The 25,006-nt window shown below is 70.4% G+C and carries 21 protein-coding genes, 2 tRNA genes and 2 rRNA genes (1 of these 25 only partly in view); 9 read left to right on the forward strand and 16 right to left on the reverse strand.

Features of this window, described 5'->3' with window-relative positions; translation table 11 throughout:
- The 4 genes from A3862_RS09465 to A3862_RS09480 all read right to left on the reverse strand — a co-directional run.
- Positions 1-176, reverse strand: a 23S ribosomal RNA gene (locus A3862_RS09465); it reaches 2,625 nt to the left of the window's first position.
- 326 nt (positions 177-502) lie between these two features.
- Positions 503-578 (reverse strand) — tRNA-Ala (locus A3862_RS09470).
- Positions 579-612: 34 nt separating this feature from the next.
- Positions 613-689 (reverse strand) — tRNA-Ile (locus A3862_RS09475).
- Between the two features lie 199 nt (positions 690-888).
- A 16S ribosomal RNA gene (locus tag A3862_RS09480) occupies positions 889-2,369 on the reverse strand.
- The 16S and 23S rRNA genes sit together here with 2 tRNA genes alongside, the layout of an rRNA operon.
- Positions 2,370-3,437: 1,068 nt before the next feature.
- Here A3862_RS09480 and A3862_RS09485 point away from each other — a divergent pair.
- The 3 genes from A3862_RS09485 to metB all read left to right on the forward strand — a co-directional run bounded on the left by A3862_RS09485 (position 3,438) and on the right by metB (position 7,824).
- Positions 3,438-5,171: a putative bifunctional diguanylate cyclase/phosphodiesterase gene (locus tag A3862_RS09485; RefSeq protein WP_111473540.1), complete on the forward strand. Its 1,734-nt coding sequence runs from the start codon at positions 3,438-3,440 to the stop codon at positions 5,169-5,171.
- 27 nt (positions 5,172-5,198) lie between these two features.
- Positions 5,199-6,179, forward strand: coding sequence for a BLUF domain-containing protein (locus A3862_RS09490; RefSeq protein WP_043759669.1), 981 nt, complete (start codon positions 5,199-5,201; stop codon positions 6,177-6,179).
- Positions 6,180-6,663: 484 nt separating this feature from the next.
- Positions 6,664-7,824, forward strand: coding sequence for a cystathionine gamma-synthase (gene metB, locus A3862_RS09500; protein WP_043761539.1), 1,161 nt, complete (start codon positions 6,664-6,666; stop codon positions 7,822-7,824).
- A gap of 9 nt (positions 7,825-7,833) precedes the next feature.
- Here metB and A3862_RS09505 read toward each other — a convergent pair whose 3' ends face one another.
- Both A3862_RS09505 and A3862_RS09510 read right to left on the reverse strand, forming a co-directional pair.
- On the reverse strand, positions 7,834-8,589 hold the full coding sequence (locus A3862_RS09505) for a hypothetical protein (RefSeq protein WP_043759667.1): 756 nt from the start codon (positions 8,587-8,589) through the stop codon (positions 7,834-7,836).
- Positions 8,590-8,742: 153 nt separating this feature from the next.
- Positions 8,743-10,872 (reverse strand): TonB-dependent receptor, encoded by a 2,130-nt coding sequence (locus A3862_RS09510; RefSeq protein WP_043761536.1) that lies wholly within the window; start codon positions 10,870-10,872, stop codon positions 8,743-8,745.
- Positions 10,873-11,384: 512 nt separating this feature from the next.
- Between A3862_RS09510 and A3862_RS09515 the strand changes: the two genes are divergently transcribed.
- The 3 genes from A3862_RS09515 (at position 11,385) to A3862_RS09525 (ending at position 15,507) form a co-directional block, all read left to right on the forward strand.
- Positions 11,385-12,365 (forward strand): hydroxyacid dehydrogenase, encoded by a 981-nt coding sequence (locus A3862_RS09515; protein WP_043759665.1) that lies wholly within the window; start codon positions 11,385-11,387, stop codon positions 12,363-12,365.
- A 218-nt stretch (positions 12,366-12,583) separates the two neighbouring features.
- Positions 12,584-14,929, forward strand: a complete 2,346-nt coding sequence (locus A3862_RS09520; protein WP_043348722.1) for an Orn/Lys/Arg decarboxylase N-terminal domain-containing protein — start codon at positions 12,584-12,586, stop codon at positions 14,927-14,929.
- The gene (locus A3862_RS09525; RefSeq protein WP_043348725.1) at positions 14,929-15,507 is read left to right on the forward strand and encodes a GNAT family N-acetyltransferase; all 579 of its coding nucleotides are present in this window, start codon (positions 14,929-14,931) and stop codon (positions 15,505-15,507) included. The genes A3862_RS09520 and A3862_RS09525 overlap by 1 nt, the downstream gene beginning before the upstream one ends.
- Positions 15,508-15,674: 167 nt before the next feature.
- Here A3862_RS09525 and A3862_RS09530 read toward each other — a convergent pair whose 3' ends face one another.
- The 3 genes from A3862_RS09530 to A3862_RS09540 are packed head-to-tail and all read right to left on the reverse strand — an operon-like array spanning position 15,675 to position 17,510.
- Complete coding sequence (locus A3862_RS09530) at positions 15,675-16,271, reverse strand: YceI family protein (RefSeq protein ID WP_111473541.1); 597 nt, start codon at positions 16,269-16,271, stop codon at positions 15,675-15,677.
- Complete coding sequence (locus A3862_RS09535; RefSeq protein ID WP_043387087.1) at positions 16,268-16,873, reverse strand: cytochrome b; 606 nt, start codon at positions 16,871-16,873, stop codon at positions 16,268-16,270. Before A3862_RS09535 ends, A3862_RS09530 begins: the two co-directional genes overlap by 4 nt.
- A gap of 16 nt (positions 16,874-16,889) precedes the next feature.
- Positions 16,890-17,510 (reverse strand): YceI family protein, encoded by a 621-nt coding sequence (locus A3862_RS09540; RefSeq protein ID WP_111473542.1) that lies wholly within the window; start codon positions 17,508-17,510, stop codon positions 16,890-16,892.
- 101 nt (positions 17,511-17,611) lie between these two features.
- Here A3862_RS09540 and A3862_RS09545 point away from each other — a divergent pair, with 101 nt between their 5' ends.
- Complete coding sequence (locus tag A3862_RS09545; RefSeq protein ID WP_053611297.1) at positions 17,612-18,568, forward strand: LysR family transcriptional regulator; 957 nt, start codon at positions 17,612-17,614, stop codon at positions 18,566-18,568.
- Between the two features lie 268 nt (positions 18,569-18,836).
- Here A3862_RS09545 and A3862_RS09550 read toward each other — a convergent pair whose 3' ends face one another.
- The 3 genes from A3862_RS09550 to A3862_RS09560 form a co-directional block, all read right to left on the reverse strand.
- Positions 18,837-19,376, reverse strand: a complete 540-nt coding sequence (locus A3862_RS09550) for a hypothetical protein (RefSeq protein WP_236961915.1) — start codon at positions 19,374-19,376, stop codon at positions 18,837-18,839.
- Positions 19,377-19,698: 322 nt separating this feature from the next.
- Positions 19,699-19,905 (reverse strand): hypothetical protein, encoded by a 207-nt coding sequence (locus A3862_RS09555; protein ID WP_043348747.1) that lies wholly within the window; start codon positions 19,903-19,905, stop codon positions 19,699-19,701.
- A 271-nt stretch (positions 19,906-20,176) separates the two neighbouring features.
- On the reverse strand, positions 20,177-20,953 hold the full coding sequence (locus A3862_RS09560; RefSeq protein ID WP_043348750.1) for a spermidine synthase: 777 nt from the start codon (positions 20,951-20,953) through the stop codon (positions 20,177-20,179).
- A gap of 156 nt (positions 20,954-21,109) precedes the next feature.
- Here A3862_RS09560 and A3862_RS09565 point away from each other — a divergent pair, with 156 nt between their 5' ends.
- Positions 21,110-21,361 (forward strand): hypothetical protein, encoded by a 252-nt coding sequence (locus tag A3862_RS09565; RefSeq protein WP_043348754.1) that lies wholly within the window; start codon positions 21,110-21,112, stop codon positions 21,359-21,361.
- Between the two features lie 9 nt (positions 21,362-21,370).
- On the opposite strand, the gene A3862_RS09570 is transcribed toward A3862_RS09565, so the two are convergent.
- From A3862_RS09570 to A3862_RS09580, 3 genes are all read right to left on the reverse strand, one after another.
- A complete protein-coding gene (locus tag A3862_RS09570; protein WP_043348757.1) occupies positions 21,371-21,826 on the reverse strand; it encodes an SRPBCC domain-containing protein in 456 nt (151 codons plus the stop codon).
- A gap of 97 nt (positions 21,827-21,923) precedes the next feature.
- Positions 21,924-22,223, reverse strand: a complete 300-nt coding sequence (locus A3862_RS09575; RefSeq protein ID WP_043348759.1) for a hypothetical protein — start codon at positions 22,221-22,223, stop codon at positions 21,924-21,926.
- Between the two features lie 47 nt (positions 22,224-22,270).
- On the reverse strand, positions 22,271-23,557 hold the full coding sequence (locus tag A3862_RS09580) for a Zn-dependent hydrolase (protein WP_043387079.1): 1,287 nt from the start codon (positions 23,555-23,557) through the stop codon (positions 22,271-22,273).
- Positions 23,558-23,990: 433 nt separating this feature from the next.
- On the opposite strand from A3862_RS09580, the gene A3862_RS09585 reads away from it, so the two are divergent.
- Complete coding sequence (locus tag A3862_RS09585; protein WP_111473544.1) at positions 23,991-24,545, forward strand: PAS domain-containing protein; 555 nt, start codon at positions 23,991-23,993, stop codon at positions 24,543-24,545.
- 13 nt (positions 24,546-24,558) lie between these two features.
- Here the strand turns inward: A3862_RS09585 and A3862_RS09590 are convergent, their stop codons facing one another.
- A complete protein-coding gene (locus A3862_RS09590; RefSeq protein ID WP_111473545.1) occupies positions 24,559-24,993 on the reverse strand; it encodes a GlcG/HbpS family heme-binding protein in 435 nt (144 codons plus the stop codon).
- Positions 24,994-25,006: the final 13 nt, after the last annotated feature.

Genomic DNA, 25,006 nt, shown 5'->3' on the forward strand with positions numbered 1-25,006 from the left:
AGGAACCAGGCTCGCGCCTGGTCCCGCAATACGGAAGGTCGAAGGTGGGTTTCCCCATTCGGAAATCCCTGGATCAAAGCTCGTTCGCAGCTCCCCAAGGCTTATCGCAGCGTACCACGTCCTTCATCGCCTCTCAGCGCCAAGGCATCCACCGAATGCTCTTAAGGCACTTGATCGCTCTCGTGATCGATGTCCGTCGCTGATCCGACAGCCGTAAGGCTGGCCGATCAGCGCGACACGGTCACAAAAAGACCAGTGATCAGATCGTTTCCGACCCGATCACCGTATGCTTGCCGAACATGACCGCCGGGCAGACGCTTTCGCGCGCCTGACGGCCACATTCCCTCTTCACGATGTCACTGATTGTTTTCGCACACGGCAGCATCAACCGAACCTGTCGGTCCTCGCTGATCATTGCCGCGGCAAACGCAGTCTCCAGATAGCGGCCTCGACACACACCTTCGGGCGGCGGCCGTTTGCACGACGCCAAGTCCCAAAAAGATGGTGGAGACAGACGGGATCGAACCGACGACCTCATGCTTGCAAAGCACGCGCTCTCCCAACTGAGCTATGTCCCCAAGGGGCATGCCAGCAGGTCGAACGTCCCGTCCATGGTGGGCCTGGGACGACTCGAACGTCCGACCTCACCCTTATCAGGGGTGCGCTCTAACCACCTGAGCTACAGGCCCAGTACGATCAAGCTGTCGCGAGACCAAACCGCAGCATCAGCCGCAGTCGGATCGCTTGAGCGATCGCGCTATCTGGTGAGGAAGAGAAACGAGGGCGGCATCTGTCCCGCCAATGGGCTCTGACTGAGCCCTGATATCCTAATGACGCCGTCCGAGGAGCGGACCGGAGAACCGGTCATCCTGCTGTCAGCATCCTTAGAAAGGAGGTGATCCAGCCGCAGGTTCCCCTACGGCTACCTTGTTACGACTTCACCCCAGTCGCTGACCCTACCGTGGTCGCCTGCCTCCTTGCGGTTGGCGCAGCGCCGTCGGGTAAGACCAACTCCCATGGTGTGACGGGCGGTGTGTACAAGGCCCGGGAACGTATTCACCGTGGCATGCTGATCCACGATTACTAGCGATTCCGCCTTCATGCACTCGAGTTGCAGAGTGCAATCCGAACTGAGACGGCTTTTGGGGATTTGCTCCAGATCGCTCCTTCGCGTCCCACTGTCACCGCCATTGTAGCACGTGTGTAGCCCATCCCGTAAGGGCCATGAGGACTTGACGTCATCCACACCTTCCTCGCGGCTTATCACCGGCAGTCTCCCTAGAGTGCCCAACTGAATGATGGCAACTAAGGACGTGGGTTGCGCTCGTTGCGGGACTTAACCCAACATCTCACGACACGAGCTGACGACAGCCATGCAGCACCTGTGTGCGCGCCACCGAAGTGGACCCCAAATCTCTCTGGGTAACACGCCATGTCAAAGGATGGTAAGGTTCTGCGCGTTGCTTCGAATTAAACCACATGCTCCACCGCTTGTGCGGGCCCCGTCAATTCCTTTGAGTTTTAATCTTGCGACCGTACTCCCCAGGCGGAATGCTCAAAGCGTTAGCTGCGCTACTGCGGTGCAAGCACCCCAACAGCTGGCATTCATCGTTTACGGCGTGGACTACCAGGGTATCTAATCCTGTTTGCTCCCCACGCTTTCGCGCCTCAGCGTCAGTAATGGTCCAGTTGGCCGCCTTCGCCACCGGTGTTCTTGCGAATATCTACGAATTTCACCTCTACACTCGCAGTTCCACCAACCTCTACCATACTCAAGCGTCCCAGTATCGAAGGCCATTCTGTGGTTGAGCCACAGGCTTTCACCCCGACTTAAAACGCCGCCTACGCGCCCTTTACGCCCAGTGATTCCGAGCAACGCTAGCCCCCTTCGTATTACCGCGGCTGCTGGCACGAAGTTAGCCGGGGCTTATTCCTCCGGTACCGTCATTATCGTCCCGGATAAAAGAGCTTTACAACCCTAAGGCCTTCATCACTCACGCGGCATGGCTGGATCAGGCTTGCGCCCATTGTCCAATATTCCCCACTGCTGCCTCCCGTAGGAGTCTGGGCCGTGTCTCAGTCCCAGTGTGGCTGATCATCCTCTCAGACCAGCTACTGATCGTCGCCTTGGTAGGCCGTTACCCCACCAACTAGCTAATCAGACGCGGGCCGATCTTCCGGCAGTAAACCTTTCCCCATAAGGGCGTATCCGGTATTAGCCCTAGTTTCCCAGGGTTATTCCGAACCGGAAGGCACGTTCCCACGCGTTACTCACCCGTCCGCCGCTGACCCCGAAAGGTCCGCTCGACTTGCATGTGTTAAGCCTGCCGCCAGCGTTCGCTCTGAGCCAGGATCAAACTCTCACGTTGAAGAGATTGATCTGGCCGATCACGTATATTCTCAGACGGAGCCTCACATCGACCAAGCATCCAACGCTTCACAGCGCCAAACACCCGTCGGTGAGCTCAGAAAGAAGAACAACAGATCGGCACAAGTCTCTCACGCCAGACCCTAAGGCCTGGCCGCAAGGACAAACGCCGCCCGCGTCTCCCTTCCTCAATTCCAACTTGTCAAAGATCAGTAATCACTCTCGTAATTACCTTTCGAGGAGAAGTCAAGTACCTTGGCTCTCGCCAGATCTACTTTTCTAAACCTCGGGAAGTCCGTCCGACCCGCTCCGTTTTTCTTCCGGACCGCGTCGGGAGGCGCCGTATAAGCCGCCCCAGACTTCCGTGTCAACCGCCCTTTTTCCCGGCGAAAGAACCGAACCGGTCGAGCCGGTCTCCGGTGCCTCCGTCGACAAAGCGCAACGCGGAACGGCCCGGGGGCCCTTCGGTGAAGCGCTGGACGATGGACGCTCCCTCAGTCGCCGCGTGCGGGTTGAGCCTAGGCTCAAGTCCGACGACCATCCGACCCTGAGGGTCGTCGCTGGCCGGCGATGCTGCTGGAAGGACCGGAGGACGGCGTGCCGTCGCGTCCGGTGAAGCGGATGTAGTGGGGCTCGCCGCGCGACGCAAGGGGCCGGGCGCAGGCCGGCCAAGCCCGGGATGCACACCTCCGCATCCGCGCCCGACCGACCGCCGCCGCCGCATCGCCTGGGTCCTCCGCGGACCGGCGCTCTGGCAAGCGTCCTGTCGGGGTGCCCGAACCGATCCCCCTCGCGCGGCCGACAGGCCGGGCGCGCCGGCCGGGAACCTGCGGATCGCCGCGATCGCCGACGCCCGCCCCCGCCTGCGGCTCCCTGAAGAGTACCGGGCTCATGGCGTGAGCGCAGCGGACCGGGCGGCGGCGAGCGACACGATCGCATTCGCAGTCTTGAACGCAGATCAAGCCCGCGATCTTCTGGTCCTTAAAGATGGAATTAGCATCTTCGCATCTATGGAGTCCCTGTTTCCAGCCGCAGCTTGCCCGGCGGCTCACTCCGAGGCCCCTTAGGCATGCGCGCGGATCCCCAGCCTGCCGACCTGTCGCGCCGGGAGGCGGCGCGTCCGCCCCTGCCGGAGCGGGGCGTCGGGCGCGATCCCCTGCTCCCTTTTCTCGACGCGGTCCGGCAGGGTCTGCTGATGATCGACCCCACCGGGACGGTCATCGCGGCGAACGCCCCGGCCCGGCAGCTCCTGGCCGGCCTCAATGTCACGCTGCGGGTGCAGGCTTCGGCGATCCCGCTGCTGCGGGCCCTGCGGGCCCTGCGGGCCGGGACCGCCCCGCCGCGGGGCGCCCTGCTGCGCAGCCTCCGCCGCGCGCTGGCCCGGCGGCAGCCGGTCGTGTTCGAGTTGCGGCACCGGGACCACACGGTCCAGGTGGAACTCCATCCCCTCGCGACGGGCGGCTGGGTCGTCTCGCTGGAGGATGTCAGCATCCGGAAGGCCACGGAAGCCCGGGCCGACGCGATGGCGCGGCGCGATCCCCTCACCGGTCTGCCGAACCGTCTGCTCCTGCGCGAGCGTCTCGCCGAGGCGCTCGCGCGTCTCGCGCGCACGGGCGAGTGCTGTGCCTTGCTGCTGATCGACCTCGATCGGTTCAAGCCGGTCAACGACACGCTCGGTCATCCGATCGGCGACGCGCTGCTGGAGACGGTCGCCGACCGCCTGCGCTCGACGGTGCGGCCCACCGACACGGTGGCGCGGATCGGCGGCGACGAGTTCGTCATCCTCCAGGCCGGGATCCGCGACGCGGCGGGCACGCAGGCCCTTGCCCGCCGCGTCGTCGACCTGATCGGCCGCACCTACATGGTGGAGGGCCATCTCCTGACGATCGGCGCCAGCGTCGGCGTGGCGCTCGCCCCCGAGGACGGGACCGACGCCGACCGGCTCCTGAAGAACGCCGACCTCGCCCTCTACCGGGCCAAGCTCGACGGCCGCGGCACCTACCGGTTCTTCGAGCCGGAGATGGATGCGCGCATGCAGGCGCGCCGCAAGCTCGAACTCGACCTGCGTCAGGCGCTCGCCCGGCGGGAATTCCAGTTGCACTTCCAGCCGCAATTGCAGCTCGCGAGCGGCACGCTGATCGGCTGCGAGGCCCTGATCCGGTGGCGCCATCCCGAACGCGGGTTGGTCTCGCCCCTCGATTTCATCCCGCTCGCCGAGGAGATCGGCCTCATCGTCCCGATCGGCGAGTGGGTCGTTCGCCAGGCCTGCCGCGACGCCATGACCTGGCCGGAGCACATGTCGGTGGCGGTCAACGTCTCGCCGGCGCAGTTCAAGAGCGACCGGCTGGTGGAGACGATCATCTCGGCCCTGGCCGGCTCGGGGCTGCCCGCCCGGCGGCTGGAGGTGGAGATCACCGAGGGCGTGCTACTGCAGGAGAACGACAGGACGCTCCAGACCCTGCACCGGCTGCGGGAACTCGGCGTGCGCGTCTCCATGGACGATTTCGGCACCGGCTACTCGTCGCTGAGCTACCTGCGCTCGTTCCCCTTCGACAAGATCAAGATCGACCGTTCCTTCGTGAAGGATCTGACCAGCAAGCCCGACGGCGAGGCGATCATCCGGGCGATCGCCGGCCTGGGCAAGAGCCTGGGCATGACCACCGTCGCCGAGGGCGTCGAGACGGCCGAGCAGATGCAGCGCATCCGCCTGGAGGGCTGCACCGACGTGCAGGGCTACCTCATCAGCAAGCCCGTACCCGCCGAGGACCTGCGCCAGGTCTTCGCCGGCTTTCCGCAGACCTGATCACTCTCCCCTTCGGAATGCCTTGCCATGAGCGACCTCTACCGTCTCGTCTATGCCAGCAAGAACCTGCTGCAGGGCTCGGAGCCGGAGGTGATGGCCGCGGTCCGCCAGATCCTGGACGCGTCCCAGCGGAACAACGCGGCCCTCGGGGTAACCGGCGCCCTGATGTTCAACGCGGGCGCCTTCGCGCAGGTGCTCGAAGGTCCGCGTCGGGGGGTCGAGACGACCTTCGAGCGGATCCAGCGCGACCTGCGGCACGACGACGTCACGGTCCTGCAATGCGGCCCGGCGGAGAGCCGCGCCTTCGCCAACTGGTCGATGGCGTTCGTGGGCCAGTCGTCCAGCGGGCAGGCCCGCTTCAGCAGCCTCTCGGCCGAGAGCGGCTTCGACCTCGCGCGCCTCGACGGCGACCGGGTCTTCGCCATGCTGCACGGGCTCGTTCTCGAGGAAGAGGGATTTCCGGTCGTGGGGGCCGATCCCGTGGCGACAGCCTTCTTGGAGGCTGCCCCCGTGGAGGCCGCCCCCTTGGAGAGCGCTCCCGTGGAGCGCGCGCCCTTGGCGGCCGGGCCCGAGCCGCGTGCGGCTGCCGGGCTCGACGTCGCGCAGGTGCGGGCCGAGATCGCGCGGCTGCGTCCGGAGCCCGCATCCCAGGCCCCGGGACCGGCTCCTGCCGGGTCGGATCGGGCGCCGCGGGCCGCACCGGTCCTGCGTCGCCCCGCCGGGACGCGCGGCGCGACCGAAGCCGCCCTCAGCGTGCTCAAGGCGGCCCTGGCGAGCGAGCGGCAGCGTACGACCGACCTGCGGGCGGAGATCGACGGCCTGCGCGTCGCACTGGCCGCCTCCGCGGACCGGCTTGAGGTCCTGCGCGACGAACGGGACCTGTGGGCCGGACGGGCCGGTCTCCTGGCCCGCACCCTGGCGCAGGCGGCCGAGGGCGTGCGGGCCGCCGCACCGGCCGTGGCGGACGAGACGCCACCGGCGGCGGTGCGCGACACCCGCACCGCCTGACTCCGCCGCGGCGGGCGGGCGAAAGGGTGTCATCGTGGCCGATCTCGAAGGACCCGATGACGCGGCCGCACGACCTCCGGAGCCCCCGGGCATGACCGGTGGCGCCCTGGGCCTGCGCCTGTCCGCCATCGACAGGACCACCCTGTTCGACGCGTTCACCCCGCCGCGCGCACAAGGCCTGCGGCACTGGCACGCGGTCGTCATGCCCGGCCAAGGTGGCGACCCGACCGCCGGGGCGACACAGTCCTGCGCTACGGACTGTCCACCGTGATGCTCGGCTATCGGGCGGCGGCCCTGCTCCGCGCGCGGATCCGACGGGACAGGTCTTCGCCGGCTTGGCGCCCTGGCCGTGGCGTCGCCGGGCGCTGACCGTCCCAGCATGAACGCGCGACCGTTCTCTTGAAAGTCTGATACGTTCTGCATAAAGAACGCCCGTTCGCTCCGGTTGGACGGTGCGGACGATCTCTGCGTGGAGGACGAGGCGATGTCAGAGGGATTTGCGGCCCGTACCGTTGCGGCGGCCAACGGCGTGGCCCAGGACGCGGCCTTCGGCGCGGTGATCGCGCCGATCCACCTGTCGACGACCTTCAAGTTCCCGGCCTTCGAGCAGGCCGGACCCTATGACTACTCGCGTCTCGGCAACCCCACGCGGGACGCCCTCGCCGACACGATCGCCAAGCTCGAGGGCGGCGCCCGCGCCGTCATGGTGGCGAGCGGCATGGCGGCCCTCGATCTCGCGCTGTCGAGCCTGCGGCCGGGCGATCTCCTGGTCGCGCCGCACGATTGCTACGGCGGGACTCACCGGCTGTTGAGCTTCCGCGCCGCCCGCGGGCATTACCGCGTGGCCTTCGTCGACCAGACCGATCCGGACGCGCGGGCGGCGGCCCTGGCCGAGGGGCCGAAGGTCGTGCTGATCGAAACGCCCAGCAACCCACTGATGCGCGTGGTGGATATCCGACGCATCACCGCGGACGCGAAGGCGGCCGGCGCGCTGGCCGTGGTGGACAACACCTTCCTGTCGCCCGCCTTGCAGCAGCCGATCGCCCTCGGGGCGGATCTGGTCGTCCATTCCACCACCAAGTTCCTGAACGGCCATTCCGACGTCATCGGCGGGGTCGTGGTCGCCGCCGACAAGGCCGTTGGGGAGGAACTCGCCGCCTGGGCGAACACGATCGGGGTCACGGGCTCGCCCCTCGACGCTTATCTGACGCTCCGGGGCCTGCGCACCCTGTTCGTGCGGGTGGAGCAGCAGCAGCGCAACGCCGCCGTCCTGGCGGCCTTCCTGGAGGCGCATCCGGCGGTGGCTCGCGTGCATTACCCGGGACTGCCCACCGATCCGGGACACGCCCTGGCGAAGACGCAGCAGGCGGGCTTCGGCGCCATGCTGAGCTTCGAGCTCGTCGGGGGCCGTGCGGCGGTGAAGACCTTCGTGGAGGCCCTGCGGGTGTTCACGCTGGCCGAATCCCTGGGCGGCGTCGAGAGCCTGATCGCCCATCCGCCGACCATGACGCATGCGGCCATGGACCCGGAGGCGCGCGCCATCGCGGGCATCACCGACGGGCTGCTGCGTCTCTCCGTCGGCCTGGAGGCGGAAGCCGACCTGCTGGCCGACCTGTCGCGGGCCTTCGAGGCCCTGGACGGCTGAGCCGGCCGGTCACTCCTCCTCGACCACGCTGAACCCGGACTCGTCCTCGACCACCCGGAAACGGGCACGCTGCACGGTCCGGGAGCGCTCGACCGCCTCGTCGCGGCACTTGTCGACATGGGCGGCGCGGTTGACCACCTGCAGGTTCGGCGCCCCCCAATAGCCGAGCAGCACCGGCCAGGGCGCGTCGCGGTGTTCCCGCCAGACCCGGTAGAGCGGCAGGGTGTGGTCGACCTCGGCCGTCTTCAGCAGGCGCTTGCCGGTGGTGGTGCAGCGATGCCGCTGGCGGAGCTTCAGCGCCCGGACCTGGGCATGCGGCGCGATCCAGAACTTCCAGGCCGCGACACAGGCCGCGTGCCAGCCGGCATTGGTGTTGGGGGCGCCGCGCGCCCAGAGATCCCGGTGCCAGCCGAACCGGTAGACCGGCTGACCGCAAATGCAGCAGGCGCCCCGGCCGCGGGCGAAGGCCGGATCGCGGTAGGGTGCCGGCGGCATGCGGAAGCTTCCGGCCCGGCCCTCGGCCCCGAGCTGCCAGGTCCAGCCCTCCGGCGTCCCGGAGCGGGCCGCCAGCGCCCGGGCCAGCCGGTCGGCGCGGAGGATGTGGTTGCGCCAGTAGCTCTCGACGGCGAGCCGCGGTGTCGGCGGGATCAGCGGGCGCGCCAAGGCGTGCTGAAGGACCGGTGCCGGGAAGACCGACGGCAGGGCCCGTTCCAGCCGCGCCCGGGCCTGCTCGTTGCGGAGGGTGCGCCAGCTCGATGTGGTCATGGTGGACCGGTGGTAACCCGGCCGGCGCCGCGCCGCGACGGCGCCGCTGCAACAGCGGGCGGCCCCCGCACGCCCGACCTTCAGGGTTAAGAAAATGTTTCCCGTGAAACATCGCGCGGCTCGTCAGAAGCAGCATGGCCGCTCCGGTCCGGCTCAGAGATCCACCCCCATCGACAGGAGGTAGGTGCGCGGCGCGCCCTGAAAGAAGGTGCCGAACGACGCGACCCCGGTCCAGTACCGCGCGTCGGTCACGTTGAGGACGCTGGCCCGGAAGGTCGTCGGCCGCTCGGCGACGAGGGTCGTGTAGCGCAGGCCAAGGTCGAGGCGGGCCCAGGCCGGCAGGGCCTGGGTGTTCGCGAGGTCGACGAACTGCCGCCCGGTGGAGATGACGGCGCCGTTGAGCGTCAGGCCGGGCAGCCCGGGCAGGTCCCACTCGGCGCCCAGGCTCGCCTGGGCCTCCGGCACGCCGATCGGCCGGTGCCCGCGATTGGCGGCGAGCGCCGTCCGGACGAGGCGTCCGTCCAGCAGGGTCACGCCGCCGACCACGCGCACCTGCGGCGTGATCTCGCCAAACAGGCTCAGCTCGAGGCCGCTGACGCGCTGCTCGCCGGTCGCCGCGAAGCGCCCCTGCGGGCCGAGTTCGCCCGCGGGCTTCGTGATCCGGAAGGCGCCAAGCGTGGCGCCGAACCGGCCGAGATCGAGCTTCACACCCGCCTCGACCTGTCGGGCCACGTAGGGAGCGAGGATCGTGCCGGAATTGGTCGCCACCGCCGGGGCCACGTCGCCGCGGCTCAGGCCCTCGATGTAGTTGCCGTAGAGCGAGACCGAGTCCCAGGGCCGCACCACGAGACCGACCATCGGGGTCGTGGCGCTCTTGTCGTACGACGAGGCCAGCGTGCCGACATTCGACAGGTAATTGTGCGCCTCCACGCGCTGGCGGCGCACACCCAGGGTCAGCAGGACGCGCTCGTCGAGGGCCGACAGCGTGTCGGCCACCGCGATCCCCGACAGGGTGCTGTCGGACAGGCGGGGCCGGCCGATGCCGTAGATCGGCGCGATGTACGGGACGAGGGCCGGCACGTAGAGGTTCGACAGGTAGGCGCCCCGGCCGGGCGAGAACCGCCGTCCCGTCGCCTCGTCGTACACGGAGCCCTGAAGCGTGAGGGCGTGGCGGATGAATCCGGTCTCGAACCGGGCCCGGACGCCGGCGTCGTAGGTGAGCCGGTCGACGCCGAGGGCGTAGAATTGCGGCGTGCTGGTCGTGTCGCCGCGGCCGTTGAGGATCGTCGGTGCCGATTGGAAGTACCGCTCCACTCCGGTCTGCCCGCCGCCGACATCCGCGAACAGCGTGACCTGATCGGTCAGGTCGTACTCGGTGCGCAGCAGGCCGCCGCGATCGTCGACGTCCGAGTATTCCCAGGGCTGGGTCAGGTTCAGGCGACCGTCGGGCGCCCGCGGTACGGGCACGCCGGCCCGCAGGAGGAACGGGCGCAGCGGCGCGTTGAAGCGGTCCGTCTGCGCCAGCAGGTAGAGCCACGCGCGGAACCGGTCACCCTGGTAGTCGAGGGCCAGGGCCCCGACGCCGGTCGTCTCAGTCTGGCGGTCGAAGGGCGTGGCGCCGCCGTGCAGGCTGCCGACGACGCGGGCGCCCCATTCCCGTCCCGGCCCCCAGCGGCGGGCGACGTCGACCTGGCTGCCGCCCCAGGCGGTCGAGCCGTAATCCAGGGTGACGCGGGTCAGGTCCGCGCCGGCGCGCTTCGGGACGATATTGACCACGCCGCCGACCGCGCCGTTCGGCGACACCCCCGTGAGGGCGGCGGACGGCCCCTTTAGGACCTCGATGCGCTCCACGTAGTCGGTGAAGATGCGGAAGCTCGGGGCAATGCCGTAGAGCCCGTCGAAGGCGACCTCGCCGCTGGTGTTCTCGTTGGACGGGAAGCCCCGGATGGAGAAGGAGTCGAACGGCGCCCCCGTGGTCTGGGTGGCGCGCACCGACGGGTCGAGGACCAGGGTCTCGGACACCGTCCGCGCCTGCCGGTCCCGGATGAGCGTGTCGGTGTAGCTGGCGATGCTGAAGGGCGCCTTCTGGATCTCGGTATCGCCCAGCAGGCCGAGGCGACCGCCCCGCGCCACCTGACCGCCGGCATAGGCCGGGACCGGTCCGCGCGGCGCGGCCGCGCTCGCGACCGAGATTTCGTCGAGCTGGACCTCCCGGCCGGCCCCGGCCTCCTCCGCGCGGGCCGCGTGCAGCCCGGAACCGACGAAGCCCAGCAGGACAGCCATCGGGAGAACCGGCCGGGCCGCGCGCCGCCGGCGCCGGTTCCGCGCGGAAACCGACACCGAGAAATCTTGAGACCGCATTGTCGTGACGAAAGCTCCGAATCACGGAGCAAGGCAGCAAATATCTCTACGTGTGTCAAAAATACATTTGGATTAATTATAATTATATTCAGCGCACGCAGGGTCGATCTACGTGATCGATATTGAGTGCGTTCTATACTGAATTCCATTGCCGAACGACATCATTATCAGTGCCTCACTCATCATCGCACGGTCGAGCCGGCGATTTCGCGGAAGGCCGGGCCAGAGCTCGGCCGAGGCGCGCGGCCGGGATCGTCGGGCCGGGCGGGGCGTGCGGGGCCCGACACGGCCGCGATCGGGTGTGGATCGCGCGCGTCCGATCGGGTTGCCGCGGCGGAGACCGGGGCGCCCGGTTGCCAGGGTTGCCCACCCCGCCTAGACGGGCCCGGCGCGAAACGTGCCTGTCACCCCTCCTCTAGTGCAGAGGTTTTCCCGTGATCACCGGTCCGTGCCTCATCGTCCAGCCGATCCACGCGGCGGGCCTCGACCGGCTGCGGGCGGCCGGATTGGAGCCGCGTCCGGCGAGCGGCACGGATCCCGAGACCCTGGCCCGCGAGGCCGCCCCGTGCGTCGCCGTCATCACCCGCAACACCGGCTTCCCGGCCCGCGCCATCGCGGCGGCCCCGGCCCTGCGGGTGATCGGCGTGCACGGCACCGGCACCGACCACGTCGCCACCGCCGAGGCGACCGAGGCCGGGATCGTGGTGGTCAACACGCCCGGCGCCAACGCCGTCTCGGTGGCCGAGCAGACGCTGGCGCTGATCTTCGCCCTGGCCAAGGCCCTGCCGGAGGCCGACCGCTCGGTCCGGCGCGGGGACGACAGCTTCAAGTTCACCGCCCGCCTGATCGAGCTGGCCGGCCTGACGCTGGGCCTCGTCGGCTTCGGGGCGATCGGGCAGGCGACGGCCCGGCTCGGCACGGCCCTCGGCCTGCGGGTGCTGGCCTACGGCCCGAGCCGGCCGGACGCCGACTTCGCCAATGCCGGCGCCCTGCGGGCTCCTTCGGTGGACGCGCTCCTCGCGGAGGCCGACATCGTCTCCCTGCACGTGCCCCTGACCCCTGCCACCCGCGGCCTGATCGGCCGGGACCAGCTCGCCCGGATGAAGCGGGACGCCTTCCTGATCAACACCAGCCGCGGTGGTCTGATCGACGAGGCGGCCCTGGTGGAGGCGCTGGAATCCGGCACGATCGCGGGCGCCGGGCTGGACGTCTTCGCGCAGGAGCCCCTGCCGGCCGACCACCCCCTCGCCCGTCAGGCGCGGGCGATCCTGACGCCCCATGTCGGCGGTTCCACCGGGTCGGCCCTGATCCGCACCGCCGAAACCGCCGCCGGCCGCGTGGTCGACGTGCTGGCAGGCCGGCGGCCGGGCGGACTGGTCAATCCGGATGTCTGGGCGCGGCGGCGCGCCCTGTGATACCCTGAGACGGGTTGCCGCCGCGGGCCGCGCGACCGATCTCCGACCGGCACCTCAGGATGAGGGCGCGGGTGGGAAGGCCGCGGTCCAACGGCTCCGACCGCGCCCGGATCAAGCCCTTTCGTCCGCACCACGACCGCCCGCCGCGCACGTTGTCATGCAATCGTCGCAGACGGGCCGGAAAGCCACGCGCTGCATCCGAGGCCAGAGAGGGCTCCATGGACTTCCACCGTCGCTTCACGGTCCTGATGTGCGCCCCCGCCTTCGATCCGGACGATCTCGAAGGGGCGCGCGTCAATCAGATCGTGGCAGCCGTGGAGCAGCGCGGCTTCGAGGTGGTGCGCGCCCGGCGGGTCGAGGACGCGGCCATCGCGGTGCAGACCGACGCCGCGGTGGGCTGCCTCGTGGTCGATTGGGGCAAGCGCGGCCTCGACGGCAAGGCCGCCGCCCTCATCGACATGATGCGCAAGCGCGGCCTGGAGATGCCGATCGTCATTATGGTCCGCCGCAAGCGGCTGGAGGACATCCCGGTCGAACTGCTCGATTTCATCGACGGCTACATCTTCCTGGCGGAGGAGACGCCGGAATTCATCGCCCGCGGCCTCGTCAGCCGGGTCACGCAATACGCCCAGACCCTCAAGACGCCGTTCTTCGGCGCGCTCGTCGACTACGCCGAGAAGGGCAACCAGCTCTGGACCTGCCCGGGCCACAACGGCGGCATCTTCTACAACCGGTCGCCGATCGGCCGGATCTTCGTGGAGCACCTGGGGGAAGCGATCTTCCGCGACGACCTCGACAACTCGGTCCTCGACCTCGGCGACCTGCTGACCCACGAGGGCCCGGCGCTGAAGGCCCAGAAGGAGGCCGCGAAGATCTTCGGGGCCGAGAAGACCTACTTCGTCCTCAACGGCACCTCGGCCTCCAACAAGATCGTCCTGTCCTCGCTGATCGCGGAGGACGACCTCGTCCTGTTCGACCGCAACAACCACAAGGCGGCGCATCACGGCGCCCTGTTCCTGGGCGGCGGCATCCCGATCTTTCTGGAAACGGACCGGAACGCCTACGGCCTGATCGGCCCCATGTATCATGAGGCCCTCGACGAGACCCGGATCCGGGAGAAGATCCGCCGGAACCCGCTGGTGACCGATCCCGAGGCGTGGCGCCGGGAGCGGCCGTTCCGCGTCGCGGTGATCGAGCAGTGCACCTACGACGGCACGATCTACGACGCCCAGGAGATCCTGGAGAAGATCGGCCACCTCTGCGACTACATCCTGTTCGACGAGGCCTGGGCGGGCTTCATGAAGTTCCACCCGCTCTACGCCCGCCGCTTCGCCATGGGGCTGACCGGCCTCGACGAGACCTCGCCCGGCATCGTCGCCACGCAATCGACCCACAAGCAGCTCGCGAGCTTCTCCCAGGCCTCGCAGATCCACACCCGCGACGGGCATATCCGCGGCCAGACCCGGCGGGTCGAGCACAAGCGGCTCAACGAGAGCTTCCTCGTCCACGCCTCCACGTCGCCCTTCTACCCGCTCTTCGCCTCCCTCGACGTCGGCGCCCAGATGATGAAGGGCCGCTCCGGCATGATCCTGTGGGACGACACGATCCGGCTCGGGATCGAGTGGCGCAAGAAGGTCCGGGCGATCCGGCGGGAATTCGAGGAGAACGAGCGCGATCCCGCAAGGCGCTGGTTCTTCGACCCCTTCGTGCCGGACGTGACGGTGAATGCCGACGGCGCCGAGGTGCCGTGGGAGAGCGTGCCGACCGACGAGCTCGCCGCCACGCCGCGCCACTGGGAGCTGAAGCCGGGCGCCCGCTGGCACGGCTTCACCCACGTGGCGCCGGGCTACGCGATCACCGACCCGAACAAGCTCACCGTGCTCACCCCCGGCTTCGACCGGCACACGGGGGCCTACGCCCAGCACGGCGTGCCGGCGCCGATCGTGGCCCAGTACCTGCGTGAGAACCGGATCGTCGCCGAGAAGAACGACCTGAACTCGCTGCTCTTCCTGCTGACCCCGGGGGTCGAATCCTCCAAGGCCGGCACGCTGATCTCGGGCCTCGTCGCCTTCAAGCGGCTCCACGACGACAACGTCCCGCTGGAGGAGGCCATGCCGGAATTCGTCAACCGCCGGCCGAACCGCTACCGCGGTGTGCGCCTGCGCGACCTCTGCGCCGAATTCCACGCCTTCCACCGGGAGGCCGGCACCTCCACGCTCCAGCGGCGCCAGTTCGCCCCGGAGCACCTGCCCGAGATGGTGATGCCGCCCAAGAAGGCCGCCCAGCTGCTGACCCGCAACAAGGTCGATTACGTGCCGATCGCCGAGGCCGAGGGGCGGATCGCCACCACGCTGATGCTGGTCTATCCCCCGGGCATCGGCACGGTGCTGCCGGGCGAGCGCCTGGACGACCGGGCCAAGCCCATGCTCGACTATTTCAAGATGTTCGAGGCCTCCGCCAACCTGTTCCCGGGCTTCGAGGCCGAGATCCAGGGCGTCTACCGCGAGGTCGATCCGGACGGGCGGATCCGCTTCCACACCTACGTGGCACGCGAGGGGGCCTGATGGAGATCGAGGTCGAGACGCCCGGCCTGGTCCCGGCCCGCACCTGCCCCGACATCGTCATCCGCGCCTCCTCGGATGCGGATGTCGAGGCGATGGTGGCGATCTACGAGCACCACATCAGCAGGGGCGTGAGCGATGTCGGCGTCGCCGAGGAGGACCGTCTGCTTCCCGACGACCTGAAGCGGCGGCGCAAGACCATGCGCAAGAAGCGCCTGCCCCACCTCGTGGCCGACCGGGACGGCGCGGTGGCGGGCTACGCCTACGCGGTGCCGTTCCGGAAACGCCCGGCCTACCGCTACACGCTGAAGCACTCGATCTACGTGCATCCCGACCACCTGCATGCCGGGATCGGCCGCCGGCTGCTGCCGGCCCTGATCGAAGCCTGCGCGGCCGGCGGCTACCGCCAGATGATCGGCTACATCGACGCCGAGAACGCGGCGTCCCTGCGGCTCCACGAGGCCTGCGGGTTCGAGCGGGTCGGCTACCTGCGGGCGGTGGGCTTCAAGTACGGCCACTGGTCGGACAGCGTCATGGTCCAGCGGGCGCTGGGCACCGGGTCGGAGGACCGGCCGGGGTAGCGGGCCGGGACGGGGCGGCGTCCGACGCCCGGCCGCCGTCATTGCGAGCGCAGCGAAGCGATCCAGGAGCGCCACACTTACGGAGGGCGCGCTACCCTGGGTCGCTTCGCTGCGCTCGCGATGACGGAGCGCGTGACACCCGCCGAAGGAGTCGACCGGGGCCGGGATCAGTGGCCGGAGGCCGGCTGCGCCGTCGCGACGATGTCGACCTCGACGCCGACATCGAGCGCCACCCATTGGCCCGAGGCCCAGGCCCCCTGGCCGACGCCGAACTCGGTGCGGACGAGGCCGACGCGCCCCACGGCATGCGCCGCGCCGCCGTCGAAGGTCAGGTGGAACGGCAGCGTCACCGGCCGGCTCGTGCCGCGGATCGTCAGCGTCCCCACTGCCGCGTAGTCGCCCTGCCCCTTGTCGACGAAGCGGGTCGCCTCGAAGCGCGCCTGGCTCGCCGCCTTGACGTCGAACCAGTCCTTCTGCGGCAGGGCCTCGTCGCGCTGGACGTCCCCGGTCCGCGCGCTGGCGAGGTCGACTAGCACGAGCGCGTGCCCCGCCTCGGGCTTGGCGGGGTCGAAATCCACGCTGGCCGTGAACCGCTCGAACCGCCCGGTGAACGGGACGCCGACCTGCACGCCCGAGAACCGGATCGCGCTCCGGGCCGGATCCACCGCCCACTCGGCGGCGGCGGCCGGCAGGGCCCCGCTCAGGAACGCGCACAAGAACGCGCCCTGCAGCGCCGCGAGCAGGCAGAGGTGACGCGCGTTCATCGGGTGGGCTCCACGATCGGGGCGGTCGACGGCCGGCGCCCCGGCAGCATGCGGCGCAGCACGTCGTCGCGCAGGAGGAAATGGTGGCGCAGGGCGGCCGCCACGTGGACGGCGAGGAGGGCCGCCAGGAACCACGCCCCCAGGGCATGGACCTGCTTGAGGAGGCCCTCGGCGGCGGCGGGGTCGGGGACGTGGGCCGCCAGCGGCAGGTGCGGCCAGGGGACGAGGCCGTAGAGCACCGTCGGGATGTTGAACGGCGACAGCGAGACCACGGCCCAGCCGGTCAGGGGCAGCCCGACGAGGAGCAGATAGAGCAGGTGATGCGCCGCCGCGGCCGCCCGCCGCTCCCGCGCCGGCATCCCAACCGGGTGCGGTGGTGGCCGGTGGGTCAGGCGCCAGAGGAGGCGCAGGACCGTCAGCGCCAGCACCGTGACGCCGACCGACTTGTGCCACTGGTAGAGCTGGAACTGGCGCAGCGGCGCCAGGGCCGCGTGCGTCATGGTCAGCCCGAGGCCGATCAGGACGAGCACGGCGAGCGCGCTCGCCCAGTGCAGCAGGATCGCCACGGCGGAGTACCGCCGCGCGGAAACCCCGTTCGCCATGGCCGATCCCCCGGTGTCAGTCCTGCTTCTCGAAGGCGCCCGCGATGGTGAGGTGCAGCTCGTCGCCGATCAGCGGCACGTAGGTCTTCACCCCGAACTCCGAGCGCTTGAGCGTGCCGGTGGCCTCGAAGCCGACCGTATACTTCTTGCTCAGCGGGTTCACGCCGGCGCCGACCAGGGTGACGTCCAGCGTCACCGGCTTGGTCACGCCGTGGAGCGTCAGGTCGCCCGTCACCTTCGCGTGGTCCTTGCCGGCCGGCGTGACCTTGGTGGACACGAAGGTCATGTCGGAGAACTTGGCGGCGTCGAGCCACTGGTCGCCCTTGAGCTCGTCGGTGAGCTTGGCGCTGGTGGTCGTCACCGAGGCGACCGGGATCTTCACCGAGAGCTTGGCCGCCGACGGGTTCTTCGGCTGCAGCTCCAGCGTGCCGGACACGTCCGAGAAGCCGCCGGCATAGTTCGAGAAGCCCATATGGGACACGCGCCAGCCGACCTGGGTGTGGCCGGGATCGACCGCGTAGGTGCCGGCCTGGATCTGCGCCGGATCGCGGGTCGGCGGGGTCTGGGCCAGCGCCGAGGTGGCGACCGGGGTGGCGACCAACAGGGCCAGCAGGCCGGAGGCGAGAATCGACTTCAAGGATGTCTCCTGCAGAGCAGACGGTCGAGCGCGATTCGCTGCGCCGCAGCAGCCCTGTAGACCCGTTCACGGCACCGGTTGAGCCTGCTATCCGGAACCCCATGGTTGCGAGAACGGAAACCTTCCGGGGCGGACTCGAGGATGTTCGGGCCTTCTGCGCCGTCGTCGATCTCGGCACGGTGACGGCCGCGGCCGCGAGCCTGCAGGAGACCAAGGGCAGCGTCAGCCGACGGATCTCCCGCCTGGAACAGGCGCTGGGCGCCCGGCTGATGGCGCGCACCTCACGGGCGGTCTCGCCGACGGCCGAAGGGCTGGCCTTCTATGCCAAGGCGCAGGAGAGCCTGACCCTCCTCGACGAGGCGGCCGAGACCGCCCGCGACGCCCGCACGGTGCCGACCGGGCACCTGCGGATCACGACCTCGATCGATTTCGGGATCGAGGTGATGCCCGAGATCGTCGCGAGCTTCCGGACCGCCTACCCGCAGATCACCGTGGAGATGCTGAACACCGACGCGCGCCTCGACCTCGCGGCCAACCGGATCGACCTCGCCCTGCGTCTCGGCGGCGCGGAGGAGACCGGCTACCGCGCGATGGTCCTCGCGACCCTGGCTCTGGGCCTCTACGCCGCCCCCGCCTATCTGCTGCGCCGCCCGGCCCCGACGGACCTCGCGGGCCTGCACGACCACGACCTGATCCTCGCCCGGGAGCGGATCGGCACGGCGGGACTGGTGCTGACCGACGGGCAGGGCCGTACCGAGCCGCTGGCCTTGAGCCCGGCCATCCGGGTCAGCGACTTCGCCACCGCGCACCGGCTGACCCTGGCGGGCGCCGGGATCGGCCATCTCCCGAGCCTCGTCGCCGCCCGCGCCGTGGAGGCGGGGGAGATCCTGCGGGTGCTCAGCCCCTGGGCGACCCGCGGCGCGCATCTGCGCGCCGTCACCCTCGCGGGGCGCGAATTGCCCGCCCGTGTCCAGGTCTTCCGCGAGCATGTCCGCAGCGCCCTGGCGGCGCGCGACTGCCCCGGCGCCACCCTGAACGGCGACGACCCAAACAGATGACGCCCTCTCTTGCGCCGAAGATGACAGGGGCTGCGATCGGAATGGGCATCGCCCGGGCGACCGCCTGAGCCGAGCGACCCGCCGCCACCCTGTTCGTTCTGCCGTCGGCGGGCCGGTCCATCACGACCGACTTATATCTGCGCCGTGGCGACAGCATCGCTCTGCGCACCGGCGATGCGCACCTACCCCCGGACCAGCCGGCGGATCTCGCCATCCCGTGCGCGACGCACCCTTCCGCCGCGTCGGAGTCCGGGCTTCGGAGCGCGGCTCAGCCGTCGCGACCGAGGCCGAGACCGCGGATGATGTCGCCGATCGGATCGATCTTCGGGGACGGGGCGGCCACCGGGGCCGTCTGGGGGGCCGCGGCGACGACGGCGGGCCGATCGGATTGCGCGGTACGCTCGAGTGCGGCGTGGCGAAGCCGGGCAGCCCGGCGCGACCCGCGCTCCGCCCCCTTCGGCCGATGCGTCGCCACGGCCTTCCGCAGCGGTTCGGCCGGACGTGCCATCTCGGCCGGAAGCGGCGCGGTCGGCATCGCCGTGGAGGGAACCGCGGCGGCGATCCGCGGCGTCGGGCCAGCTGCCAGCGCCCCGGTGGTCTCCGGTGCCGACGCGTGGGCCGGGGGATTCACCCAGGCGGCCGGCGCGACCGGTGCCGCAGCCGTCACGACCGGACGTGCAGGGCGTGTCTGCACCTCGTAATTGCCCGGATGCAGAATATGCGCGGCCGCCACCAGCCCGAATACGGCAACGGCAGTGGTACCGAGGGTGGAGCGGTAGTGTTCCATGGCGGAAAAACGTACCGCCAAGCTCCCGGTTCCGCGCCATCGAACCGTGCGTCGGCGCAAACAAAAAAGGCCACTCCCGAAGGAGCGGCCCGAAGTCTAGGGAGGAAACGCCCAAGAAGGGCAGCGGGATCGCGACGCCATCGCCATCCCGCAATGCAAAGATAGGATACCGCAGTGCGGCATGCAACGGATCGGACGCCGGGGAGATATGCATATGCTCCCCTGTCGGGCCGCTCAGCCATGCGCCTGAAGCATGTCACCGCGCGGGATCGCGGACGGACCGCGCGACGTGCAGGGCGCCCTGCACGCGGATCTGGCGGTGATGGGTGGACGCGAACGGGATCTAGGCCCCCCCGGACCGACCATCCTGGCCGATGAGCCGCTCGATCTCCGCCTCCGCGACGGCGCGTGCCGCGTGCTCGGAGGTGTACGGGCGGAACGACCCCCGGACCAGCTTGCCGCGGTCGCGGATCGCCCAGGTGAAGCGGCCGGGATCATGCCGGCTCGGCCTGACCTCGACCGTGTAGAGATGCCCGCCCGTCGCACCCATGCTGGGAATGTGCGGAAGCGTCCCGCATCGGGACAGGGGGTGCGACCCTGGGCGTCAGCCCCGGTCGCGAGAGCCGTTCTCCCCGCGTTGCTATGGCGCGCTCCGGACCAGGGCCGGCCGTCCGACCCGCCCCCGTCCTCCTGAGGGGCCGGAGCGCGAGCCCCTCAGGCGGAGAGGGGTGGATCGGAACGCCGCAGAGGCCGCATCGTCGGTCCCGTCACCCCGCGGTCGGGAATCACAAAACCAGGCTGCACCCCGTGCGGGAACGGCCCTAGCGCGCCGGCCGCCGCCGGCCCTGGGCCGGTCCGCGCGGTCCGGCGCCGCCCGCCGGTCGGCCCTCGCCCCGGCCCTCGTCCCGAGTCTCGGCCTGCCCCTCGGTCCGGGTCCCGAGCCAGACCACGTGCTTCGGGCCGCTGCCCCGGCCGCTCGCGTGGACGCGCTGCTCGTCGACCGCGAAGCCGGAGCGCTGCAGGCGGCTCTTGAACTTCCGGTCCGGCGCGCCCGACCAGACGCCCAGGATGCCGCCCGGCCGCAGGGCCCAGCGGGCGCGCTTCAGGCCCCAATTGTCGTAGAGCCGGTCGTTCGCCTTGCGCATCAGCCCCTCCGGGCCGTTGTCGACGTCGAGCAGGATCGCGTCGTAGCGCGCCGGGCCGGCCTGGATCAGGCGGTTGACGTCGGCCTCCTGCAGGTCGACCCGCGGATCGTCCAGGCAGCCGGCGAAGACGTGGGCGAGCGGCCCCCGGGCCCAGGCGACCACGGCGGGCACCAGTTCGGCCACCACCACCTGCGCCTCCGGCCCGAGGCCTTCGAGCGCCGCCCGCAGGGTGAAGCCCATGCCGAGGCCGCCGATCAGGATCCGGGCCCGGGGCCGGTCCTGGAGCCGCGCGCAGGTCATCGCGGCGAGCGCCACCTCGGAACCGCTGCGCCGGTTGTTCATGAGCTCGATCGTGTCGGCCATGATGGCGAATTCGTCGCCGCGCCGCATCAGGCGCAGGTCGGTGCCGCCCCCGGGCACGGATCCGGTATCGAGATGAACCCAGGGTATCACGCACACGTCCTCGGCTTGCCGGCGCCCGTCCCGTACGGGCGGCGGAGGGATCGCGGCAGGAGCAAGGCGGCGCCCGGACCCGGCAGTGCGCGTCGCGCAACCCCCTGCCCGGCGACGCACCTTGCCGCGACCGATTCCGGCGGCGTATCAGCACCTATGGCCAAACGCATCAAGTCGAGACCCCAGGAGCGGGGCTCCGTTCTGTTCGATATCGTCTTCACGGACGGTTCACGGGCCTCGAACCGGCGTGTGCCGGCCGAGATCCTCGGCGGCCTGGACGGCGACGAGCCGGCCCGGCAGCTCATTGCCGAGCAGGAGGAAGAGATCGCCCGCAAGGCCGGACGGCCGGGCCGCGCGATCGAGAGCCTGACGCGCTCGCCCGTCGTCAAGCCGAAGCCGGTCGTCTGACCGGAGCGGTCAGGCGCTCTCGGCCAGCCGGCGCAGGACCTCGTCGCGCAGGGCCTCGTTCATCGCCGCGAACCGGGCCTGCAGGCGCGTCCGCAGCCACGGGACCAGGGCGGGAGCGAGCAGGCCTGCGACGGCCACCGCCTGGACGAGGCGGACCCCGTCGGCGGTCTCGAGGATCCGGACCTCGTGCTCGCCGACGAGCAGGGGCGGCATCGTGAGGCCGCCGCGCCAGGCGAGGCGCCGGCCGGGCTCCCAGCCGGTCACCGTCACCTGGCGCGTCCGGTAGGCGCGGCCGTTCAGGGTCCGCTCCAGGCGCCAGCGCGCGCCCTCGCGCAGGCGGCCCGCCGCCTTGCGGATATACGGGTTCCACGCCGGGTAGGAATCCAGATCCGTCAGCACGGACCAGACGAGTCCGGCCCGCGCGGGGATCGCGATCTCCGTGCTGCTGATCCGAACGCCCGTCATGCCTTTCCTCCCGTCGCCCTCCCGCCGCCCTCCCGCCGGCGCCCGTTCGCCCCGGCCGCTCCCGCTCTCCGAGACCGCGCGCCGCCCACCCGGCGGTTCAGACCGCGCCCTCGACCACTTCCAGCGCCCGCAGGATGGCGAACCCGATCCGCTCGGCCTCGGTCTCCGCGTCGGCGGGGAGCAGCGCCACGGTCTCGACCCCCCGCTCGTCCTCCGGACCGACCACGACCCGGATCACGTCGCCCTCGACCGCCGACGGGTCCCGGATCAGGCCGACCCGATGGCCGGCCCCCGTGCCGAAGACGCGCAGGGGCGCCTGGGCGGGATCGGGCTCCGGTTCCGGCGCGGGGGTGCGGGGGACGCCGAAGGCGGGGCGGATGACGTTGTCGTCGGACATGCGGAACCCAGTCTCCGTTCGTACGCGGGTGCCGGTGCGGGCGGGGCTCAGGCCGGCCCGGTCCGGGGGGCGGCGAGACCCGCCGTCGCGAGCACCGCGTCGGCCAGCACCTCCAGGCCGGCCCCGGCCCAGGCCGGCGTGATGCTCTCGGCCTCGTTGTGGCTGATCCCGCCGTGGCAGGGGCAGAACACCAGGGCCGCCGGCACCGCGCGGGCGCAGTAGACGGCGTCGTGGTAGATCGCGGTCGGCATCCGCGTCCAGGCATGGCCCCGCGCCTCCGCCGCCGCCTGGACGCGATCCACCAGAACCGGATCGAACGGGGTCGGGGGCGCCCGCCAGAACTCCGAGACCTGGATCGTGACGCCGCGCCCGGCCGCCAGCGCGTCGGCCCGGGCGCGGATCCGCGTCCCCATCGCCTCCAGCTGCGCGGTGTCGCCGTGGCGGGTGTCGAGGCTGAACCAGACCCGGCCGGGCGTGATGTTGCGGCTCGCCGGCTCCGCCTTCAGCACGCCGACGGTGGCGCGGCCGCGCTCGCCCCCCTCGCCGACCGCCGTCTCGGCGATGTCCTCCAGCGAGGCGATCAGCGCCGCCGCGGCCATCATCGCGTCCCGCCGGCCCGCCATGGGGCTGCCGGCATGGGCCTCCTCGCCCAGCACGGTGATCTCGTACCAGATCTGGGCGAGCGCCCGGTCGACCACCCCGATGGTGAGGCCGGCCTCCTCCAGGCGCTTGCCCTGCTCGATGTGGAGCTCGAAATAGGCGCCGATCTCCCGCAGGGCGGCCGGATCCGCCGTGCCCTGCCAGCCGATGCGCCGCAGCGCGTCGCCGAAGACGTGGCCCGCGAGGTCCCGGGTCGCCAGGATGTCGGCCTCCGGGACGATGCCCATGGCGACGCCGCTGCCGCTCATCGGCGGGGCGAAGCGCGCGCCCTCCTCGTTGCACCAGTTGATCAGCAGGAGCGGCGCCTCGGTCTCGATCCCGGCCTCGTGCAGGGCGCGCATGATCTCGAGCCCGGCCAGCACGCCGAGGGGTCCGTCGAACTTGCCCCCGGTGGGCTGGGTGTCGAGATGGCTGCCGATGGCCACGGGCTTGCGGCTCGGATCGCGCCCGGGGCGGTGGAAGATCATGGTGCCGACCCGGTCCACGGTGAGCGTCAGCCCCGCCGCCTCGCCCCAGCGTTGGAACAGGGCGCGGCCCTCGGCGTCGCGGTCAGTCAGGGCCTGCCGGTCGTTGCCGCCGTTGGGGAGCGCGCCGATCCGGGCGAGGTCCATCAGGCTGTCCCAGAGCCGGACCTGCGAGAGCGGGAGGTTGATGCGGTCCACCGTGCGCTCCATGGTGCCTCTGCCGAATGCCGACCGGACGGTGCAGGTTACGGCGCACCGGCAACCCGCACCAGGGTCGGGCGACGCGCGTTCCGGCGGCCGGGCAGCGGCCGTCCCGGAGCCCGGGGCGGAGTGCGGAATTCTCTCCGATCGCGCGGTCTACCCATCATTTGTGATCGAACTTTCTCTGCCGCAGCGATGTGGATCCGGTCTTTGTGCCGTGATGGGACGACCGAGACCTGTCGAGGAACGCCGAGATTCGCCCTGCGCCGCATCGATGTCTTCCTCGGCCGCAATGCGACCCGAAACTCGGCGGCCGCGACGCCGCGTATGAAGCTGTCGACCGGGACGATACTGGACATCCGGCTTGCCGCGCGCATGTGGCGCGGATCAATCTGTCCATCATCGTACAATCATCGATACTAGCCAGTTCGGAGAGGATTCCATGATGCTGGCTTCTACGGCAGCCTCTGCCCTGCAGGCCGCCGGACTGATCGGACTCTGGGATACGGACGTCCGGGTCGGCCGGTCGGTGCTCGACACGGGCGCGGCGTCTCTTCTGGCGGGGGACCCGCGGCTCGCCGGGACGCCGCTGCCGCTGGACGCCGCCCTCGGCCGCATCCACCCGGCGGACCGGGACTGGGTGTTCGGCCGGATCCACCATGTCCGTCGGACCGGGGGCCCGGTTTCGCTGGAGTTCCGCATCCTGACCGGGGCGGGCGAGACCCGCTGGATCCTCAACCGCGGCTGCCTGACGCCCGACGCGGACGGCGCGCTGCGGGGGCGCGGCGCCTATATCGACGTGACGGATCTCCATCCGCCGTCGGTGCGGGACGCGGAGGGCAGCGGCGCCGCGCAGGGGGCCGACCTGAACGTCGCGGCCGACCACGGCATCGCGGTCCACGCGGCGCTGGAGCGCCACGGGGACCCTTATCTGAAGACGGTCTCGGAGATGCTGCTCCTCGGGATCGGCCGTGCGCTGGCGCGGCGCGAGCCCTGAGGAATCCGCAGGCTCAGGTGCGCCAGGGATGGGCCGGCAGTTCGGTCTGGCCGATGGCCTTGGCGCCGGCTTCCGCGACGGTGTGGTCGTTCTCCACCGTCGAGCCGCTGACCCCGATGGCGCCCGACATCACGCCGTCGGCGTCGACGATCGGGATCCCGCCCGGGAAGGTGATCAGCCCGTCGTTGGAGTGCTCGATCCCGTAAAGCGGACCACCCGGCTGGGACAGCTGGCCGATCTGGCCGGTCATCATGCCGAAGAACACCGACGTCTTGGCCTTCTTCTGGGCGATGTCGATGGACCCGACCCAGGCATCGTCCATGCGGTGGAACGCCTTGAGGTTGCCGCCGGAATCCACCACGGCGATGCACATCTGGGTGCCGGGCTCGACGGCCTTCGCCCGCGCGGCCGCGATCGCCGTCTCGGCCTGCTCGATCGTCACGTGCATGGGACACTCCCGT

Source organism: Methylobacterium sp. XJLW (genome assembly GCF_003254375.1).
Lineage (GTDB): Bacteria > Pseudomonadota > Alphaproteobacteria > Rhizobiales > Beijerinckiaceae > Methylobacterium > Methylobacterium fujisawaense.